The following is a 19,591-nucleotide window of genomic DNA, read 5'->3' on the forward strand; positions in this document are numbered from 1 at the left end:
AAAGCGTTTAACGTGACAAGACGGATTCGATCGAAATTATTTCCGATTCTGTAAACGTTTTTCCAAAAATTCCACGATCAATGTTTGTCTCGTGGATTCTTGTGTAAAGTCGTCCAACCCGATCGTGTCGTCCGGATCGGAAAATGGCGTTCCAAATCGAATTCTCTCCGTCGGTTTGAATATCCAAATCGGCCATAAAAAATAGTTCCAAACCGATTTTCTCATTCGTCCCATAGAGCGCATAACGTATGTTTCGTTTTCGGTTCCGACTTCCGATTCTGTTTTGAGTATAGAACCAGCGTAAACGTGGGAATCCAAGCTCATGAAGCCGAGTGAAAGGATGTTAAACATCCATCCCAGGCCGTAACCTAAACTTCGAGTCGTATAACGAATGTTAAATCGTATTTTCCCTTCCGCCAACAAAACAGCCTCTTGACGGCTAATATCTATAGTAAGTTCGGATTTAGGAATTGGAATACAAGTTTCCGAAAATCTAGAACGTATTATATTTATGGAATTTACTTTCCGAATCTTATGACATAGATGCGGTTTTTCTTTTTGTATCTCCGCGTATTTTTCAAGTTGGAATTTCCATTTGTTGTCATCGAGATAAACGTTTTCTTTGGTTTCGACGGTGGAACAGTAATCGGATTTAAAAAGAGCGCTCGGAATCGCGTTTTTGATCAAAGTCCGGAGTTTATCCGAAGGTTTTCCGTTGTACGTTTCGTTTCGATCGTAAATATCAAACGCGGGAATTTCACGTTTACCGTTTTCATGAACGCATTCCAAGGAGCCTAACGGATCTCCAACGATGAGAGGGGCTCCATCGGAAATTCGTATTAGAATCGGCTTGTAGATTACGTCCTCCTCCGTCTGGAAAATTCTTTTCTTGAGAGGAACCTGTTGTGTATCCGCAGTAAGCCAAATGCAGGAAAAAAACGATAACAAGCTAAAGAAAAGAAACAAACGTAAAGACGATCTCAAAAAAAATTTCAGCGGCATATAGTTTTTCTTATATCCCTTTCTCGGAAGAAATCTTGTTATCCCGGAATCAGTTCCTGAGAAACGTCCTTCTCCACTCTGAAATTCCGAACGAGCGAGTTGAGAATTCCCGCGAGTTGTTTTAAAAAATCTCCGGTTGCGGTTAACTCTTCGGATTGCGCTGAAATTTCATGAAACGCTCCGTTGATAAACTCGACCGATTCGTACAAACCTCCGATCTCGGAAACCCTTTGTTCAATGTTGGTCATGATGATTTCGCTCTGATCCGTGATGGAAACGTTGAGAAGATTTAGATTCTCGATCAGATCCGAGTAGTGGGCGCTGTTTTGACGAATTGAAATTTGAGTCCGAGCGATGGAGCTGAATTCATCCGTAAGATTTTTGAAAAATTCAACCGTGTTGGAAACGGTGGTTTTACCGCGAGAAACCGAGGATTGAATTTCTCCCAAAATTTCGGTGGCCTTCTTTGTGCTTTCCTGTGTGCCGTAAGCGAGTTTATTGATTTCTTCAGCGACCACTCCGAAACCTTTTCCGGAAGTTCCCGAACGTGCGGCTTCGATCGATGCGTTGATGGAAAGCATTCCCAGTTTCGTAGAGATGTCGTTTAACAATTTAACGAGACCTTCCACCTTCTTCGCGGAGGAACCGATGTCGTTGATATCGGATTCGAGATTGTTTAGTTCCTTTTTACTGGAGTCGATCGTTCTTACGGACGCTTCCGATTTTTGCGAACCGTTTTCCAGATCGATATTAAAACGTTGGAAACCGGAAACGAGTTCGCTTAACAATTTCCTGGAGGTTTGTTCGATCTCTTTTTGTTCGGAGGCGGAAGCGGAGATTCTTCGAAACGATTCTCGGAAAGAATCGAAGATGGACGTTACTTCCTCGAGACTCGCGGCTTGTTCCTGAATCCCTTGGCTCATATTTCCCCAAGCGGAGGAGATTTCGGAAGCGGAATGTTCCAGCTCGCCCGATTTTTCTTTGATCGTATAGATCATCTTTCCGAGATTTCCCAGGTATTGATTCATTAGAAACGCGATCGCACCCGCTTCGGTTCCCGCGTCGACGTGAATTTTTCTCGTAAGATCACCTCCGCCCTTGGAAAGATCTTTGAGAGAATGGATCAGATCGATCCAACTTGAACCCGCTCCGTGTTCCGCGACGTTCAAACCTTTTTCCTCGTATTCTTCGTTGACTCGAATGCCGATCGAAACTTTTAAGATCCAGAATAGAATCAAACCGAGGCCGAACGCCCAAACGGCGCAGACGGCCACGCCGATCAACTGTGAGTATATTTGAATATTAGAATTCTTTGATAGAACCGGAAGAAGAAGGGTTCCGATCATCCCACAAACGCCGTGAACCGGGAACGCTCCGACTACGTCGTCCAAACGAAATACCTTCTCCAAAATCCAAGCGGTAAACACGACCGACGCGCCCGCGATGCCTCCGAGCAACAATGCTGAAGAGGGTTGAATTTCGTGACAACCCGCGGTGACCGCGACGAGTCCGCCAAGAACTCCGTTCATACATTCTTCCACGGACGCGATTCTATAAAACAACCATGAAATAAAAATCGCGGCAATTCCGCCGGCGCTTCCCGCTAAACTTGTATTGAGAATGATCAAAGGAACCTGATCCGTAAAAGAGAGGGCGCTTCCTCCGTTGAACCCGAACCAACCGAACCAAAGAATAAAAACTCCCAAAACCGAAAACGTAAGATTGTGTCCTTGAATTTTTCGAGGAGTTCCGTCCTCTTTGAACTTATCCTTTCTTGCGCCGAGAAGAATCACGCCGGCTAAAGAGATCCATCCGCCTAACGAATGTACTACGGTAGACCCCGCGAAGTCCACAAAGCCGAGTTTTGCGATCCAACCTCCGCCCCAGGTCCAATGACCAAAAATCGGATATATAAAAATCGAAACCGCAACCGATACGATTAAATATGCAGAAAACTTAATGCGCTCCGCGACGGCGCCGGACACGATCGTTGCCGCGGTTCCCATAAACGCCACTTGAAAAAGGAAGAATGCGAATTCTTTGCCGTCCTTTAAACCTTCCAGAAAAAACGAATCGGTTCCGAACCAACCTCCGTTGGAAAGCCCGAACATAAGACCGAAGCCCACACAAAAGAACGCGATCGTTCCCACGATATAATCCATCAGATTTTTTACGGCGACGTTGATCGTATTTTTCAATCGAGACAATCCGGTTTCCAACATAAGAAATCCGGCCTGCATAAAGAAGACTAACGCGGCGCAGACGATGATCCAGATCGGATCCACGGATTTGGAAAGTTCCTGCGCGGGGGATTCGGATAACAAAGGTTCTGCGAAGCCGAAAAGAAGAAAAAGGAAAATTGGGAGCACGGCAAAAGTGTTTTGAATGTGTTTTTTCATATCGTTCTAACGGAGTTGAAATTCGTGTTTCAACTCGGATTTTTTTAGGGTTCTAATCGATCGAATTTACGGTCGATTAGTATGGAAAGAAATTTAAAGGAAGAGGTATCAACGATTAATTAAAAGGAATGAAAATTTTATCCCGTTTCGGTAAAATCCGTTAGGCGAAACTCAATCGATCGTGTTTAACGTCTTGATTCAACGAGAAAACGAAACGCGAATTATAAATCAGAATGTTTGAGTGAGAATGTTTACGGTTGAAAGGAAGTGAACAGAAGAATCCATTCGTTGCTCTGTCTTTCATACCAGTTTTCTTCCGGATAAAAGGTTCCGCCTGCCAGATCCAGAACCTCTTTCATATACGGTTCGCCGGGATCAAAATCCTTTCCGTCGAGATAAATCGAACCGCCCCATTTTTTCTTCGCTTGTGTATGAGAATAAACCCCGCGCAAGGATTCGACGCGTTCGTTGTTCAGAGGGATTTTATACTTTTCGGAAAGTTCTTTTACGAGACGAACGACGGCCTTGGTCTGTTCCTTGTTGGCAAGAAGCATGTCCGTGTCCTTGCCGACGATCTCCACTTGAAAACAATTTGCGTTCGTTCCGGTTGCCGCGGCCGCGGTATCAAAGATGGAATCCAAAAGTTGATATGTTTTTCCGTCCTGATCGGCGAGAAAGGTCGCGGATAGATTCCGTTTTTCTAATACATCCAAAGTCTTTTGATAATCCGGAATCGCGGTATAATGAAGAACGATACAATCGGGACGGATCGTTCCTCTATGATTGTAACGAAGTCTTCTTTCTTCGGGAGCTTTTCCGTTTCCATCTTTTTCGATAGATTCCAAGTTTACGACCGGAGCCGGGGAGCTTCCTCTTCCGTGGCTGTAAGTAGGAACGATTTTTTTACCGGAAGAATCCGTGAACTTTTCTTTGCGAAGAACCCAACCCGGAACGAATCGATCCTTCCATTCGGTTTCGGGAAAGAATTTTCCCTGGACTTTGGAAAGAACCGCGGAAAGAACTTTCTCGCTTCCGCATTCTCCCGTATCGAGAAAACGCCCGAACTTCTTCTTACTTTGAGTGTGCGTAAAAATTCCCTTTCCGGAAGATATGTCGAAGTTATTTAGAGAAATTGAATATTCTTTGGAAAGACCCTGGATCAGTTCGGTGAGCGCCTTAAGTTGCGCTTCGTTTTTTAAAACGGAATCGTTTGCACCTTCCCAAGAAACGTGAATCGCGGTTTCGTCCATTCCCGGCGCGGCCCTATAAAGAATTTTGGAAGGTTCTTCCACTCCGTAGACGCTTCCGTTTTCCAAAACGATGAAGTGAACCATCCATCCGCCGGACTTACTTTTCTCGAGATATTCTTCAGCTTTTAATCCGGAAGTGTGATGCAAAAGAATCGACTTAACCCGATAAGACCATCTGCTTTTTCCGATCGAATCCAAGGATTCTTTTCCGATTCCCAAGGTTAAAAAGGGGAGAATTCCGTTCGACTGCGAAGCGGAAACTTCTTTCGTTTGCGGAGAACAATTGAGAAGTAAAGCGAACGTTAAGAAAAGAAAGGGGAAAAGATATTTCATACGTTGGAAACCTTGTCTCGGAGTCGGGTCAGATCCTCTCGTAGTTTTTCGAGGGTTCTGGAAAGTTTTCTATGACGGTTGATTAAATCTGAATATTCGGAAATTCTAAAGTTCTTTGCGTTTTTCTTTTTGTCCTCGTCCTCTTCGGGCGCGAGAGGAATTTCGCGGAATAAATCCGAGGAGGAATCGAATTCCCGGGTGAGTTTTAAAAATTCGGCGGAACAAGCCGAAAAGAATTCGGGGGAAAGTTTCGGTTTGGAGGATTCGATCTGTTTTTCGAGTCCGTCCTTTGCGGTTTTTAAAAAGGAGAATAGGGACTGATTGTCCTGAACCACCTCATTGAGGGATTCCTGAAGATGAAGTTCGGTTTTGCTTTTGGAATGTAAAATTCCTCTTTTGGCCTTTAGATAAATCAGGTAGATCAGGACGACGGACACGATAAAAATCGCGGAAAAAAGAAAGAAGGTTCTTTTTTCGTAGATCCATTCCACGGTTTCCCATTGAAACAGATCGGGCGCGTAAGCCGCTAACGCCAAACCTCCCAGAAAGATAAAAACCACTGTGTAAAAAAAGACACGAAATGCCATTCGATTTCATAACAGATTCTCCGCTTACGCTTGTCAAGGAACCTTCTTTCGGTAAAGAAATCGCGTTCGGGATTTAAGATCGGCCTTATCGATTTCCGATATAAAAAGGGATGGAAGAACCCACTCCAAAACCGCTTTCAAGCTCTAAAGTCGTCAATCTCGGAATGTATAAAATTAAAAAGACTCTGAGAGAAGAGGGTTTCGAAGTTGTGGAAAGACCGGACGGCAAGATTTCTCTCGTGATCCGAGTCGGCAAAGAAAAACAGAACTAGTTTCGTTTTTCGATTTCGGTTTAATAAACCGCAAACTTCAAAAATTCTAATTTAGAAAATTCTTAACTGATAAACAAAACGAATCGATTTGCGCGGCCGCATAACGTTTGGGCTCTACAAAGCATCCGGGTCCGCGTCGGGAAGCTCCACTTCCTCTCGTTGGCGTTCCGGTTTTAAAAATTCTCCGCATTTTTCGGTGAGCACGTCGTGTATTTTCCATTTGTCACCGGCAAGAGGCATAACTCTGAGATACAATCTGTAGTTGCGAATCGACCCCTTGCAGTAACCGCCTTTGAGGTAGAGTTGTCCTAAAAGTTTTCGCGCCGCGGGATGTGCGGGTTCGAGTTCTATGACTTGATTGGCGAGTCTCACGGCCTTATCGGGATTGTTCGCCGCGAGTTTTCTCGCTTCTTCCCAAATCGGAAGAGTTTCCTTTTCATACTTTCGATAAAGATCGGTGTTGCCCATTTGAAAAAGACGAAAGATGATCGCGTCCTCTTTTCCGTTCTGACAGATTCCATACCAAACGTCTTCTTCTCTTTCGGTGATTCGATTGGCTCTGATCCCCGCGAGTCTTGAGCCGTCGATACAACCGGTCGCTTCAAAAAGATCCTTCATGGCTTGCGGAGAAGTCGCTAAAATTCTTCTCGCTCTGTTTTCAAACGTTGCGATCTCGTCTTCGGGTAAAGAATCTTCCGGGTTCGGAAGATCTTGCAAACCCGACAAAACTCGGAGCTTTACGTTGGATTCCAAAACCCATTCGGGAAGATTGAGCGATTTTAAAAACGGATCTTCTTTAGGGAAGATTCTTCTATAAACGGAACAATCCGATAAAGCGAGAATGATGCAGAAAAATAAAACGAAACGTCGAGAGGAGGAGAAAAACGATCCTGAGAGGACTTTTTGATTTGCCACAATAGGTAACATGTGATTTCTCAACAATAGAATCAATCAGGAATCTATGATCCAAGAACTCAAAGCAGATCTAAACGGAAAGGGACAAAAACACTGTGTGATCGTCTCCCGTTTCAACGAATTTATCACCGAAAGCCTTTTGAAAGGCGCTCTTGAATCCTTCCGTATGCACGGAGTTAAGGAAGAAGACGTGACCGTGGTTCGAGTTCCCGGCGCATACGAAATGCCGGTGGTGGTCGCGAAAGCGGCGGCTTCCAAAAAATTCAATTCCATCATTTGTCTCGGTGCGGTCATTCGAGGAGCGACCGCCCATTTCGATTTCGTTGCCGGAGAATCCGCGAAGATCGGATCGATCGGAGTTCAACATTCTATTCCCGTGGTGTTCGGGGTGTTGACCACCGATACGATCGAACAAGCGATCGAAAGAGCTGGGACCAAAGCCGGTAACAAAGGCGCCGAATCGGCGGCCACGGCGATCGAAATGGTCAACTTGCTTTCCCTTCTTTAAATGTCAGCCAGACGCACATCCAGAGAAATCGCCGTAATGGCACTGTACCAATTGGAACTCACGGGACCTCCTCTCAAAGAGGTTCTCAAGTTCAAGTGGTATGACAAAAAAACCGAACCCGAAGAAAGGGATTTCGCCATTTCCATCGTAAATGGGGTTGTGAAAAATCAGGAACAGATCGATACTCTGATCAAGAAGTATTCCAAAAATTGGGACTTTTCCAGAATCAGCGTCGTGAATAAGGCGATTCTTCGTTTGTCCGTATACGCGTTGTTGTTTACGTGGGAAGTTCCGAAGAACGTTACGATCGACGAAGCGGTGGAGCTTACGAAAGAATTCGAAAGCGAAGAATCCGCAAGATTTATAAACGGAATACTGGACGCAATTCTCAAAAACGAAATCAAATCCGATGGATAAAGAAATCCGAAAAAACAGGTTGTTCTTGGAGGGAATGGAGGAGAAGGAACTCTATTTTCCCGAAGACAGGGAACCCGTTCGGATTCGCAGATCATACAATAAACTTCTAATATTCTGGATTTTGATGGGGGCTCTCGTTCTGGGAGGACTCGGTTTCGCGGTTTACTATCAATTCTTCCGTTCTTCTTCTCCTGGTTCCGAGTTTGCGGGTGCATTCAACAAGGATCTGATCCAAAACAAATCGGATATCAATCGTCTATTAGAAAGACCTTATCTTCCCGACGGAAACGCGAACCCACAACTCACCAAGTGTATCAATCTTTATAAGGAAAGATTCACGAGACAGGCATTCGATTACTGCAACGAATTTTTGGATTCCACGGGAACCCAGGAAGAGAAGTCCATCGCCTTGACCGTGTTAGGCGTCATTCACGACGAAAGCGGACGTTATCCGCAAGCGATCGAACGTCTTCAGAAAGCGGTTCAATTCGATCCTAAGAATTTTTACGCATACTACAATCTCACTCTCGCTTACAAACACGCCGGAAGATTCGCGGACGCGAGAATGGCGGCTCTCAAAGCGAAAGAGATCGCGCCGAACGATCCAAGAGTTTCTCTTCTTGCGGGAAATCTTTTCAACGAACTGAACGATCCGGACGCGGCCATCGACGCGTATAAGGAAGGACTTTCCGCGGCGCCGGACGATATGTATCTGACCTACAATCTTGCGGTCAGTTATTTCAAAAAAGGCGATATTCCTCAGGCGGAGGAAGAATTTAAGAAAGTCGTAATGAAAACTCCTTCGGGAAGACTCGCGGCTTTGTCGCATTCTTATCTTGGAAACATCGCCTACAACAAACAGGATTACAAAAGCGCGGAATATCATTTTCGTCAGGCGAGCAATCTTTCTCCGAACGAAGCGAAGTATCTCTACAATCTTGCCGTGGTTCTTCAGAAAAACGGAAACAAGGAAGAAGCTCTTAAATATTTAGAACTCGCGCGCGACGCGGGTGCGAACGATCCCGAAATTTATAGACTGATCGCAGAAGGATTCTCCAATTTAAACCAAGGAGAAATGTCCATCTCCGCGCTTCAGAAAAGTTTAAAATACAATCCGACCGACATCGATTCTCTCTTTCAACTCGCAGAAGCGTATTACAACAAAGGCGATCTCTTATCCGCCGAAGAAACCTATCGTAGAATCGTTTCTTCCACACCCGGAGACAGTTTTACCGAAACGGCTCTCATCAATTTGGGCGTTGTCCTCGATCAAATGGAACGTTATTCCGAAGCGATCACTGCGTTAAACCGAGTGTTGGAACTCAATCCGAAAAGTGCAAAGGCCTATCATACATTAGGACTTGTTTATAAACATTCCGGTAACGGAACCCTTGCCATCGAAAACTGGAGAAAGTCAACTGCGATCGAACCGGAGAACGTTCAGAGTCGCGAAGCCCTCGGAGATTATCTTCTTGAGAATAAATTCTTCCGTGAAGCCGTGGAAGAATATACGGGAGTCGTAAAACACAAAAACGACGCCTATAAGGTCTATCTCAAAATGGCGGAAGCCTATATGGGAATGCAGGACGATTCCAACGCGGAAAAAATTCTTTTGAAAGTGTTGAACACTTCCCGCGACGGCTCCGATCTGAAAAACGCACATAAAAAACTCGCGCTTCTTTACAACAAGTCCAAGGACCCGGATCTAAAGAACCGCGCCAAGGACGAAGCCTTTCGTTCCGCGCACATGGACCCGGAGGATATGGAAGGGCGTTTGGTACTTGCGAAAATTCTAATAGACTCCAACTCGATTTTGGATCGTGAAAAGGCGATCGACGAGTTGACCGCGATCGTTCGTTCCGACGTAAGACCTAAAACCGCGGCGACGGCGTATAACTATCTTGGAATCTGTTATTATAAAAACGGGGAATTCAAAAGGGCCGTTCGTTCGTTTCAAAGTTCGATCGACCTCGATCCTTCTCTGTCCGAAGCGTATGAGAATAAACGCGCCGCTTCCGCGGCTCTGGAAGAATCCACTCGCAGGGAGGGATTTTTCTGAAGATTTTTTTCCGGAGCGTTTTTCTCGTTCTCCTTCCGTTCTTTCTCATCGTATCGATTTCGATCCCGGCCGCCGAAACTCCCAAGGATGAATTTAAGGAAAAGGTAATAGGCTTTTCCAAGGCGCAAGCCGTTGCGATTTCCGAAATCCGTTCCAGAAATCGTTTGGATCTCGTGAAAGAACTTCCGGCGATCTTTCAAAACGAATCGGTGGAAGAACGAACTCAGATTGCGGTCTTAAAACTTTTCTCCGAATTGGAAGAACTTGATTCCTTGGCGCCGAATTGGACGAACGCATTGGATTCCGTTTTTCAAAAGACGACTAACGTGACTTTGAAAAAGGAAATTCTTCTTTTGGCGGAAAAGAAAAAGGAAAAAAGACTGATCTATTCGGTGATCTCCGCGTTCAGCGATCCCGAAACTCCCGTAAGAACGCTGAGTTATCGTTTGATGCATCTTTTAAAGGACGACCGCGCGCTTCCGATCTTGCTCGATATGTCCTTGTCCAAGGATCCGGTACAAAGAATGTATTTTCTCGAATCTTCTTTGATCATCAAGGACGAACGGATTCAAAATCAAATTCATAAACTTGCAAACGACGAAAGTTCCGGCGTTCGTAAAAAATACCTGATCGCGATCAATCGACTCGGGATGACCGAAAAATTCTCGCAGTTTCAAAAGTCAGCGACGAGCGATCCCGACGACGACGTTAAGATGGTCGCGTTGGAAATTCTCAAAAACAAAAAGAACCGCCAATACATCTCGCTATTTTATAAGGGACTTACGGATTCCAATCCCGATCTCAGAAGAATTTCTTTGGAAGCGCTTTTGATCTTTCAGGACAAACAAGGAGCCAAGGCAATTTCCGATCAACTCACGAAGGAAGACACTTTGTTTCTCAAGGCGAGAATGATCGATCTTCTTTTGGATCTGGGAAACAACGGCGGTGGTCAGGGGATTCTCGCGGTATTGACGAACGGAGAAGAACCCGAACTCAGAACCAAGGCCGCGTACGCAGTTGGAAAACTCGGTGCGAACACGAGCGCGGCCGAACTCACGAAAATTCTTTCTGAAGAAAAAGAGAACATGGTCAAGTGGCAACTCATTCATTCCTTGGGAGAATTGAAGGAGAAGAACGCCGTTCCCGCGTTGCTCGTTCTTGCCAGAAACTCGAGGGAAAAGTTAAATTTGAGAATCGAAGCGGTTTCGACGATCCGCGCGATCAACGATCCGGATAGTCTTCCTTCTATCTTTGAAGCATACGTTTCCGAAAACGAAAAAACTCTCCGCGTCGAACTGGAAAACACGATGCGTGAAATCCTCAGCCTGAAATTTCCTCCGAAAGTTCCATAAGAATTTTCGAATATTTTTAAATAACATCCCCATCGTTTTCTATCGATTCCAGCGGATCGTGTTTATCCTACGAACTGCGTCTTCAAAAAAAGGGTTGAACCCGGGCGGGGAGCCCGAGTCCAACCGAAATGCCTTCAATGTTCGTGGATGGAGAAAAATTCTTCAAAGATCGAATCGATCGACATAAAATCAAAGTTTTAAAATATTCTAACTTTATAATGTATTCTGCGCTTGCGTCTCATTCCAACTGTTTGTAATAACCGATCGAGACGTTTACAAAAAGCCCCTGTTCGTGCGCCTTGTGAAGACCCAACACCCCGTATTGATTTTCAAACGCCACACGATTCGGAGAATCCGTCCAAACGTTCGGCCAATAACGCAAGGAAGGCTCTATCATCAAACCCTCCTTACCACCCAACGGGAAAATACGATAGTAAAGACCGAGACCCGCAGATCTCGTTCTATAACGATGTGTCGTACCGGGCATGACGTAATGCGCGTTGTAAAGAAATTCCGATTCGACCGCTTTCCGAAGGGTTACATCCATAAAGTTTTCGTTTTGAGCAAGAGGAGGCACCCAGTTCTCCGCGCCGTTTCCGCTCACGGGAAGATCGGAACGAATTCCCAGAGCCTGAGAAAGATAGAGTTCGTCCGGCGACGTATTCGATTGAACCCTATAAAAATGTTCCTTGAATTCGAGACGAAGATCGAAGTTGGGAGTGAACAGATAACCGATTCCGAATCCGGTCGTATAAGGAGCGTGCACTTTGAGATCTTGTTTTCTTTCATTCTCACTCAAACCCGCGCCTCCCATACGATCGAAGTGCAGATCGGAGCCGTGAGAATATTCGAATAAGAATTTCTTACCGTAATACGTTCCCGCTAAATTCCAACCGCCTAAGAGAGGTTGAGAAAGTCCGCCTTGGATCGAAACACCTTCCGCGTTTACGGAGAATGCGGTAAAAAAGAGAAGAATGGAAACTGCTGTTTTCTTTAAGATTGTTGACATTGGGTTCCTCCGAACGATTCTACTTTAGCCCGTTTCAAGGAATCGGTCGCCCCGCCCCATGGGGTGGAACCCGTTTTTTAGGAGAATTTTTTGTTCGGTTTAGATTTTGGCTCCTTTGTGATCGCCTCCGGGTTGGTTCAGTCCGTTTTACTCGGATTCTTTTTCAAACGATCGGATCGATCCGGAAGAAACTCGTCCTTATTGGGTTGGGCGTTTTTACTTTTGTCCGTTCTATTGGCGCTCGGTCTTGCGTTTCAAACCGGACTTGTATTGGAGTTCCCGCATTTATCCAGGGTAGGGCATCCGTTGGGCGCGTTGGCGGCCCCTCTTTTTGCGATCGCACTTCAGAAATACTTCGGATATCCCAAAGAAAGAAGAATTTGGATTCTTCTGTTTTTCGCGGTTCCCACGTTGATCTTTTTATATTCGATTCCGCATTACGCGATGGGTTGGGACGAAAAACTTGCCTATGTATTGGAAGACCGAAAGTCCCCGCATTTGGAATGTACTGTGATCGGAGCGGTAACGTTATTTTTTAATATTCTAATCTTCACGAGAATCTATTACAGATTGGGAGGATTCGAGGAAGAATTCTCCCGTGCCGCAATCCGAGAAGTTTCCGTGTTTCGAAAGTTCGTATTGGTATGCGTGTTTCTTTTGGCGGTTTCGATTTTATTCTTCGTTTTGTTTCCGGGTCTTCGATCGGAAACGATTTCAAACGCCGCACTCGGGATCTGGATCATCGTGTTCGCTTGGTTTCGGGTATATTCCGAAAATGCGGAGTCCGTTTCCGAGGAAAAGGAAGAATCGAAATACAAAAAAGCGTATCTGAGCGAGGAAATCGTAACGGAGAATGGAAAACGAATATTCCAAATGTTGAATGAACAAAAATCCTATTTGGACCCGGATTTCGATTTGGCAAGTCTTTCCAAGTCTCTCGGGATCTCCGCACACGCCGCTTCTCAGGTGATCGGAAGATATTTCGGAAAAGGATTTTTGGAACTCTGCAGAGAATTTAAGATCGCAAAAGCGGAACAACTTTTGAAAGAAACCGATCTTCCGATTTTAAGAATCGGTTTGGATGCGGGGTTCAATTCGAAAACAAGTTTTTTAAGAGCCTTCAAAGAAGAGAAGGGAATGACTCCGAGCGAGTTTCGAGAAAAATAAAATCAATAACCGTTTTTAAAAAAACAAAAGTATAAAGATAAAAATCGTAGTAGTTTGTTTTCGTTTGTCGTTTTTTGTAAGACTGGAATTAGTTTGATATAAAAATTATTTATGTGACTTCGCTTTGGTTTGGATTCGATTTATATCGAATTTTATTTTGATAGGAGGATTGAGCCTTACTTTGTGCGGGTTCATCCGATTCTTGCGGAGTTCATTCCTGAAAACGTTTTTTAGAGATCTACAAAACAAAAAAAGAATTCTCCATTCAAGAGGATGAATTGCAATTGTGACTATGTCAGAGTCCATCTTAACAACCTCAGAAGAACACTATAGAAAATTAGAGAAAATGTACAACGGCGCTCCGGTGAACGAATATTTTAAACCGACACTCACCATATCCAAAGGCGCCAGCGAACTTAGAATTCAAATTCGAGAAGATTTCTTTCACGCGGCGGGTGCGACCCACGGTGTTGTTTACTTCAAGGCGGCGGACGACGCGGCTTTTTTTGCGGCGAATTCTCTTGTAAAGGGAGGTTTTGTTCTTACCTCCACTTTCAATCTTACCTTGCTCCGGCCGATTCAATCCGGAATTTTATTGGCGAAGGGTTTGGTGGTCCAAAACGCTTCTCATCAGATCATCGCAGAGGCGACTCTTTGGGACGAAAGAGGAAGGGAAATCGGAAGAGGGATCGGTAATTTTGCGAAGAGCTCGATTCCTTTAACTCCGGAAATGGGTTATAAGCTGTAAAGATTTTTCGTTTTGCCGTTTGTGTTTCGCGTCTCGCGCGTTTTATGATGTTTCGCATAACGTGTTTTTTGTTTTGTCCGATCTGTTGTTTTTGCTTTAGTTTGCTGTAACACAACGGACCGAGAGAGAACTGCTTTTGTCGTTCGATCCCAGTAGTCCGTTTGTAAAGTCGAAAAGAAGAGCCGACGTTTTCATATTGTCAAACGTGGTCGAGGTCCAATGAGAACCGGGGCTGTTTGGAAAGATCGGATGGATCAAAGGTGCGACTGGTTGTGTATAATCCGCGATACTTAAAAGTTCGTTCGGGTTTGGAAGCCTCCAATTGTTTCTTCCGGCAAAATTCGAGAGTTCGCATGTATTGCGGGCGACGTTCCAATCGATCGCGCTCGCCGCACCTGCGCATCCAGGTCCGGCTGTTCCATCCACACATTTCATCCAAAGAAGATTCGTATTCGAATCCGTGACCGTTCCGTCTCCGTTGTCCACAAAGGCAAAAGGAGATATCGTATTTCCCGAAACACAACGAAGGTTGATGATCGATCCTTGTGTGTTTGAATAGAATCCGAGATTCGGAGCGTCAATACGGATTACGAAATTGCTTCCTAGATTCAGTGGATCGATCGTATTGGTCCAATAGCTGATGCCCGAAAACGTATTCGGGAATTGGCTGTCAATGTGCGGATTGTTCGTGTAGTGCAACAAAGAAGCGAGTTCTCTCACAGTGGGAATTCTCCAATTCGTTTTTCCCGCGTATCCCTTTCCAGCATTGAGAGTGTTCAATTCCACGCAACTTCCGGGAAGACCTGCATTTGCGTCCGTCCAAGTGATCGAAGTCGGAACTCCGATCCCGCAATTCGAACCGGATTGTCCCTGAACACAAGACTTCCAAGTGAGACCATGAAGCGTGTCGAGAGTCGTATAATCGGCCGCGTATTTGCAATATTGTGTAGGTCCTACGAAACTTCTCGCGTTGGGAATGTTATTGTAATCCGCGTCTTCTCCGCCCGCCGTGCAAGGAATACTAACTCCGCCGCCTCCACCGCCGTAACAGTTGACTTGTCCCGTATCGGAGATTGCGTTCGCGTCGAAGTTGGAAAATCCGGTCGGACATTCTTCCGCGGGAGGTTGATTGTCCCCGTTCTGGGAAGAATTTACGTTCTGTAGATATTGCAACATGACGTAGGGAGGATCCGGTTTGCCCGGAGGTTTTACGCAGAAGACGAACTGCAACGCCGCTAATAAAATAAGTATGAATCTCATAGGCCGTTCTCGAAAATATTATTTGAAAATAGATTCAAAAATTAGAATATACGAGTATTCTAATGATTTTCCGGATTCCAGGATCAATCATCCGTCTTAGAATCCGGTTTGTGAATCTAACGTTTTTTGTACATACGATATCTTCGTGTTTTTGAGAATCCAAATTTAAGAACAAGCGCGTTCAGGTTATATTCTGAACCGGCTCTTCCTTGCTTCTGTGAATCAGTTCGTTACACAAATCGCTCGTGCTCCGACCGTTTTTGCCGTTCCGGCTATGGTTCCGTTTGAAAAATCGATCGTTAAGTTTTCGATTGGAATGTTTGGATTCGTCGTGGAGGACCAAAAAACCGCCCCGGGAAAATTGGGAAAGGTCGCAGTCGGAACGACGGGAGTGGCCGCAATCGAATGATCTACGAGGCTGAGTAATTCATTGATGTTCGGCAATCTCCAGTCGCTTCTTCCCGCATAAACCAAGTTGTTGCAGTTGGTATAAGCCGAATTCAAATTCCCCACGAATAGAACTCCCACTGCGCAAGTTGTAGCGGATTTGCCGAACGGACATTTCACCCAGAGAAGATTCGTGTTTCGATCCGTTACGGTTCCGAGCAAGGCTCCCGTATTCACTTGAAACGACTGTGCAGGCGGTGGATTTCCGGAAACACATCGAAGCAGACCGTTTGCGTTCTTTACAAAGGTTCTTGTGTTCGTCATATTCAAAAAATCAAACTGCCAAGCTTGAGCCGCGTTCGTTGCGTCGTCCGTATTCGCTATATACAACGCACTCATGTCAGCGTTCGGAAATTGAGTCGTTTCCATGTGAATCGGCACGGTCGTATAAAGATACAGAGGGAAGAATTCTTGGATGAGTGGAATTCTCCAGTTGTTTTTTCCCGCGTAACCGTTTCCTCCGTTCAAGCCGTTGAGAGCTTGGCAAGAACCTGGACCACCTAACAAGGCGTTGGTGATAGAAATTTGATTGGCAAGTCCGACGCATGCCCCGCCGGTTTGACCTTCGGGACAAGTTTTCCATACGAGACCGCGAAGACTGTCCAAGGTCGTGTAATCGTTCGTATATTGAGAATGTTGTGTCGGCCCGGTAAACGAACGGATGTTGGGGACGTTGGAAAATTCTCCATCTTGTCCCGTTCCCGTGCAGGCGACTACGGCGCCCGCATTGTTGTAGCATTGTGTTTGTCCCGTGTCGCTGATCGTACTTGGGTTATAAGAAGGGGACGGAGGAGTCGGCGTGGTAGTCCCCGATCCGTTCGAATTGGTAGGATTGATCAGATAATTGAGAAGCGTATACGGAGGATCCGGTTTGTCCGGTGGCTGTGCTATACAAGAAAAATGGAATGTATAAATACTCAATAAAAATAGAATGTATTTAATGTTCATAAAAAACCTCCGAAGGCCGAAACAACCCTTGATTTATATTGATAGAAAGAGTTGTAAGTATGTCGTACCTACGATTGATTCTTGTTTTTGAGAACTTATATTTCCGCTTAAAAGTATTCAGGTTATATCTTGGCTTGTGATGAAAGGGCGAGCTGGTGAGACATAGATATGTTCTTGATCGCGAGGACGAAGGAAGTTGTGTAATAGTCAGAAAGTTATTTCAACGGGATAGGGATGTTCGAAGGAATATAAAGAATTGCAAAAGTTTACTCTAAGAAGATTCGATCTTGGAAATGCCATTTAGGCGGTTCGGATTTTGTGGTAGTTCCTACAATGTTTTGATTCCACGACTTTCTTTGTGTATTTGGCATATTCTACTAGGAGTTCCTACATTCTCATTCTTCCCCAAAGAATCCTCACGACCTTCCACATCCCCTAAGAGATTCGTAAGAGTTCCCACACTTTCCCAAACATTCTCGACTTGTCCCGATTGACTGCCAAAACGTTCGTTATACATAAAAGCCCCTAAGCCATCTACAAAACCGAACTTTCAAAAAAGGGATTGAACTTTCTCATCAATTCGTATAAAACAATGGGGTTTTAGAGTTCTTAAAAGGTTCGTATATAGTTTTACTAAGACGAATGTTTCTATATAGCAGACATACAATGAAATGAATCGCTCAAGAGAAAACTTAGCATCTCGCATTAGGGATGCTCGATAGGGGGAACGAGTATGAAGAATAAATGGGTGGTGGTCGCAAACCGATCCGAAGCGAAAATCTTCGAGTATAAAGGATCTCGGAACGGACTCGAGCTTCTCGAAAGCATCGAAAATCCGAAAGGAAGAATGAAAAATCGAGAACTCATTCTCGAGGCTTCCGGTCCGGGCAAAAGCGCAAAGGCACAGAGAGTCGCATTCGATACGGAATCCGTACAAGAGCCGAAACGAAGAGTTGCGGAATCTTTTGCGAGTCAGATTTCAGACGTGATTTCTCAAGGAAGAAAATCCAATCGTTTTCTCAGTCTCGTTCTCGTTTCCGAACCCCGGTTTCTCGGAATGATTTTGGATAAGATGGATCGTAAGTCCCAGTCTATGATCTTTCATAAGATGGGAAAGGACCTCGCCGCGACGAACAACCGCGAGATACTATCGCATCTTAGGGGGATTCTCGTTTAGAAAAGAATCGATTCTAACTTGAATCCGTTTTACAAGGAATGCCTTCCGAAGATCGGGAGGCATTTTTTTTGGGAAATCAATGGACAGAATCCCACTCGTTCGATTACATAATTTTTTGATTTCTTTTTAAATAGATCGATATTCGGAGATATTGGAATGGCCAATTCGCAGGGCAAATACGTGCTTTCCATCGACAGCGGTGGAAGCGGGATCCGCGCGTTCTTACTGGACCGCAAAGGAAAGATCGTCGAAAGACAATACGAAAAAACTCCTCCGAACATTCCCACGGCCGGGGCTTTGGAACACGACCCCGAAGTTTTATGGAAGGCCCTTCTTTCCTTATTGAAAAAAATCCAGAAGAACAAACAAGCCGCGAAAGAAATCGCCGCATTAGGAATTTGTAATCAACGAGGTTCCTTTCTTCTTTGGGAAAAATCCTCGGGCAAACCTCTGACACCTTTGATCAGCTGGGCGGACGTTCGTTCTCATCAAACCGCCGAAGCGATGAACCGCAATTTTATCTGGAACCTGATTCGTTTCGTCTCCACGATCATAGGAAGATTGACCAATCATCCTATGATGATCGCGACTTCCATGTTGAGATTCACAACCGATCACGCGACCTGCAGATTGAAATGGGTTTTGGACGGGAATCCCGAACTCAAACAAAGATGTAAGAAGGGAGAAGTTCTGTTTGGAACCTTGGACACTTGGTTCATCTATAAACTCACGGGCGGCAAACAACACCTAACGGATTCGTCTAACGCGGTCGCTACGGGAATGTTCAATCCGTTTCAGTTGATCTGGAATCAACCGATCTTCACTATATTTGGGATTCCTTCGAATCTGTTTCCGGAAGTAAAGGACAGCAACGGGGATTTCGGAAATTCTTTACCGGAGTTTCTCGGAGGAAATTCGGTTCCGATCCGCGCTTCCATCGGAGATCAGATGGCCGCTCTGTTCGGACAATGTTGTTTCGAACCGGGTGAAGTAAAAATTTCCCAAGGTTCGGGAGCCTTTGTCGATATCAACATCGGACCCAAAGCGAAACTTTCCAGACGCGGTCTTTTTCCTATGATCGCTTGGAGAATCGACGGTAAGACTACGTACATGCTCGAAGGTTTCGTCGCAACCGCGGGAACTCTCATCGATTGGCTCGGTAAGGGAATCGGACTTTCCGATACTCCGAAAGTTTTGAACGAACTCGCGTCACAAGCCGAAGACACCGAAGGAATCGTTTTTATTCCGACTCCTACGGGCGCTCGTTTTCCGTATTTTAATCCTCGCGCCAAGGCGTCGGTGATCGGACTTTCTTTGGCGAGTCATAGAAGACATGTCGCAAGAGCGGTCTTGGAAGGAATTTCCTTAAGCCTCTATGAAATTTTGGAAGGAATTCAACGCGATACGAAGGTGAAGATCAAGGAGATTAAAGTGGACGGAGGCGTATCTCAGTCCGATATCCTTCTTCAGTGTTTATCAGATTTTTCTAATGTAAGAGTGGATCGCGCGCCCGAGCCGGATATGACGGCAACCGGAGCCGCTTATCTTGCGGGGCTTTCGATCGGTTTTTGGAAGAATTTAGAGGAACTGAAAGGTCTTCAAAAAGGTTATAAGTCGTTCGAGCCGAAGATGGATCCTGCAAAAAGAACGCAGAAAATTCAAAGATGGAAGAAGGCGGTCGCGGCGACTCTTTCGATCGAGTAAAATCGATTCTTAGCTGAATCAAAACGTTTCAGCTAAG

Annotated in this window: 17 protein-coding genes; 9 read left to right on the forward strand and 8 right to left on the reverse strand. The window is 45.1% G+C overall.

Annotation, left to right across the window (positions count from 1 at the left end; genetic code table 11):
- Positions 1-36 precede the first annotated feature (36 nt).
- The 4 genes from CH367_RS19280 to CH367_RS19295 all read right to left on the reverse strand — a co-directional run bounded on the left by CH367_RS19280 (position 37) and on the right by CH367_RS19295 (position 5,571).
- A complete protein-coding gene (locus tag CH367_RS19280; RefSeq protein ID WP_100764132.1) occupies positions 37-1,002 on the reverse strand; it encodes a hypothetical protein in 966 nt (321 codons plus the stop codon).
- 38 nt (positions 1,003-1,040) lie between these two features.
- Positions 1,041-3,401, reverse strand: coding sequence for an ammonium transporter (amt, locus tag CH367_RS19285; protein ID WP_100764133.1), 2,361 nt, complete (start codon positions 3,399-3,401; stop codon positions 1,041-1,043).
- Positions 3,402-3,652: 251 nt separating this feature from the next.
- The gene (locus CH367_RS19290; RefSeq protein ID WP_100764134.1) at positions 3,653-4,984 is read right to left on the reverse strand and encodes an N-acetylmuramoyl-L-alanine amidase; all 1,332 of its coding nucleotides are present in this window, start codon (positions 4,982-4,984) and stop codon (positions 3,653-3,655) included.
- Positions 4,981-5,571 (reverse strand): Asp23/Gls24 family envelope stress response protein, encoded by a 591-nt coding sequence (locus CH367_RS19295; protein WP_100764135.1) that lies wholly within the window; start codon positions 5,569-5,571, stop codon positions 4,981-4,983. The genes CH367_RS19290 and CH367_RS19295 overlap by 4 nt, the downstream gene beginning before the upstream one ends.
- 110 nt (positions 5,572-5,681) lie before the next feature.
- Between CH367_RS19295 and CH367_RS20885 the strand changes: the two genes are divergently transcribed.
- The gene (locus tag CH367_RS20885; RefSeq protein WP_165783345.1) at positions 5,682-5,843 is read left to right on the forward strand and encodes a hypothetical protein; all 162 of its coding nucleotides are present in this window, start codon (positions 5,682-5,684) and stop codon (positions 5,841-5,843) included.
- Positions 5,844-5,957: 114 nt separating this feature from the next.
- Here the strand turns inward: CH367_RS20885 and CH367_RS19300 are convergent, their stop codons facing one another.
- On the reverse strand, positions 5,958-6,770 hold the full coding sequence (locus CH367_RS19300) for a tetratricopeptide repeat protein (protein ID WP_100764230.1): 813 nt from the start codon (positions 6,768-6,770) through the stop codon (positions 5,958-5,960).
- A 34-nt stretch (positions 6,771-6,804) separates the two neighbouring features.
- Between CH367_RS19300 and ribH the strand changes: the two genes are divergently transcribed.
- The 4 genes from ribH to CH367_RS19320 are packed head-to-tail and all read left to right on the forward strand — an operon-like array spanning position 6,805 to position 11,094.
- On the forward strand, positions 6,805-7,266 hold the full coding sequence (gene ribH, locus CH367_RS19305) for a 6,7-dimethyl-8-ribityllumazine synthase (RefSeq protein ID WP_100764136.1): 462 nt from the start codon (positions 6,805-6,807) through the stop codon (positions 7,264-7,266).
- Entirely contained in the window at positions 7,267-7,683 is a 417-nt protein-coding gene (nusB, locus tag CH367_RS19310; protein WP_100764137.1) for a transcription antitermination factor NusB, read from the forward strand.
- Positions 7,676-9,742 (forward strand): tetratricopeptide repeat protein, encoded by a 2,067-nt coding sequence (locus tag CH367_RS19315; protein ID WP_100764138.1) that lies wholly within the window; start codon positions 7,676-7,678, stop codon positions 9,740-9,742. The genes nusB and CH367_RS19315 overlap by 8 nt, the downstream gene beginning before the upstream one ends.
- A 47-nt stretch (positions 9,743-9,789) precedes the next feature.
- A complete protein-coding gene (locus tag CH367_RS19320) occupies positions 9,790-11,094 on the forward strand; it encodes a HEAT repeat domain-containing protein (RefSeq protein ID WP_100764139.1) in 1,305 nt (434 codons plus the stop codon).
- 238 nt (positions 11,095-11,332) lie between these two features.
- Here CH367_RS19320 and CH367_RS19325 read toward each other — a convergent pair whose 3' ends face one another.
- On the reverse strand, positions 11,333-12,103 hold the full coding sequence (locus CH367_RS19325) for a hypothetical protein (RefSeq protein WP_100764140.1): 771 nt from the start codon (positions 12,101-12,103) through the stop codon (positions 11,333-11,335).
- Between the two features lie 90 nt (positions 12,104-12,193).
- On the opposite strand from CH367_RS19325, the gene CH367_RS19330 reads away from it, so the two are divergent.
- On the forward strand, positions 12,194-13,270 hold the full coding sequence (locus CH367_RS19330) for a helix-turn-helix domain-containing protein (protein ID WP_100764141.1): 1,077 nt from the start codon (positions 12,194-12,196) through the stop codon (positions 13,268-13,270).
- A 292-nt stretch (positions 13,271-13,562) separates the two neighbouring features.
- Positions 13,563-14,018 carry a PaaI family thioesterase gene (locus CH367_RS19335; protein ID WP_100764142.1) on the forward strand — a complete coding sequence of 152 codons (456 nt, stop codon included), beginning with the start codon at positions 13,563-13,565 and terminating at the stop codon, positions 14,016-14,018.
- A 96-nt stretch (positions 14,019-14,114) separates the two neighbouring features.
- Here the strand turns inward: CH367_RS19335 and CH367_RS19340 are convergent, their stop codons facing one another.
- Positions 14,115-15,278 carry an Lcl C-terminal domain-containing protein gene (locus CH367_RS19340; RefSeq protein WP_100764143.1) on the reverse strand — a complete coding sequence of 388 codons (1,164 nt, stop codon included), beginning with the start codon at positions 15,276-15,278 and terminating at the stop codon, positions 14,115-14,117.
- Positions 15,279-15,500: 222 nt separating this feature from the next.
- On the reverse strand, positions 15,501-16,673 hold the full coding sequence (locus CH367_RS19345; RefSeq protein ID WP_100764144.1) for an Lcl C-terminal domain-containing protein: 1,173 nt from the start codon (positions 16,671-16,673) through the stop codon (positions 15,501-15,503).
- A 733-nt stretch (positions 16,674-17,406) separates the two neighbouring features.
- Here CH367_RS19345 and CH367_RS19355 point away from each other — a divergent pair.
- Positions 17,407-17,850: a host attachment protein gene (locus tag CH367_RS19355; RefSeq protein WP_100764146.1), complete on the forward strand. Its 444-nt coding sequence runs from the start codon at positions 17,407-17,409 to the stop codon at positions 17,848-17,850.
- A 156-nt stretch (positions 17,851-18,006) separates the two neighbouring features.
- Positions 18,007-19,554, forward strand: coding sequence for a glycerol kinase 5 (locus CH367_RS19360; protein ID WP_100764147.1), 1,548 nt, complete (start codon positions 18,007-18,009; stop codon positions 19,552-19,554).
- Positions 19,555-19,591: the final 37 nt, after the last annotated feature.

Source organism: Leptospira barantonii (assembly GCF_002811925.1).
In the GTDB taxonomy this organism is placed as follows: domain Bacteria; phylum Spirochaetota; class Leptospiria; order Leptospirales; family Leptospiraceae; genus Leptospira; species Leptospira barantonii.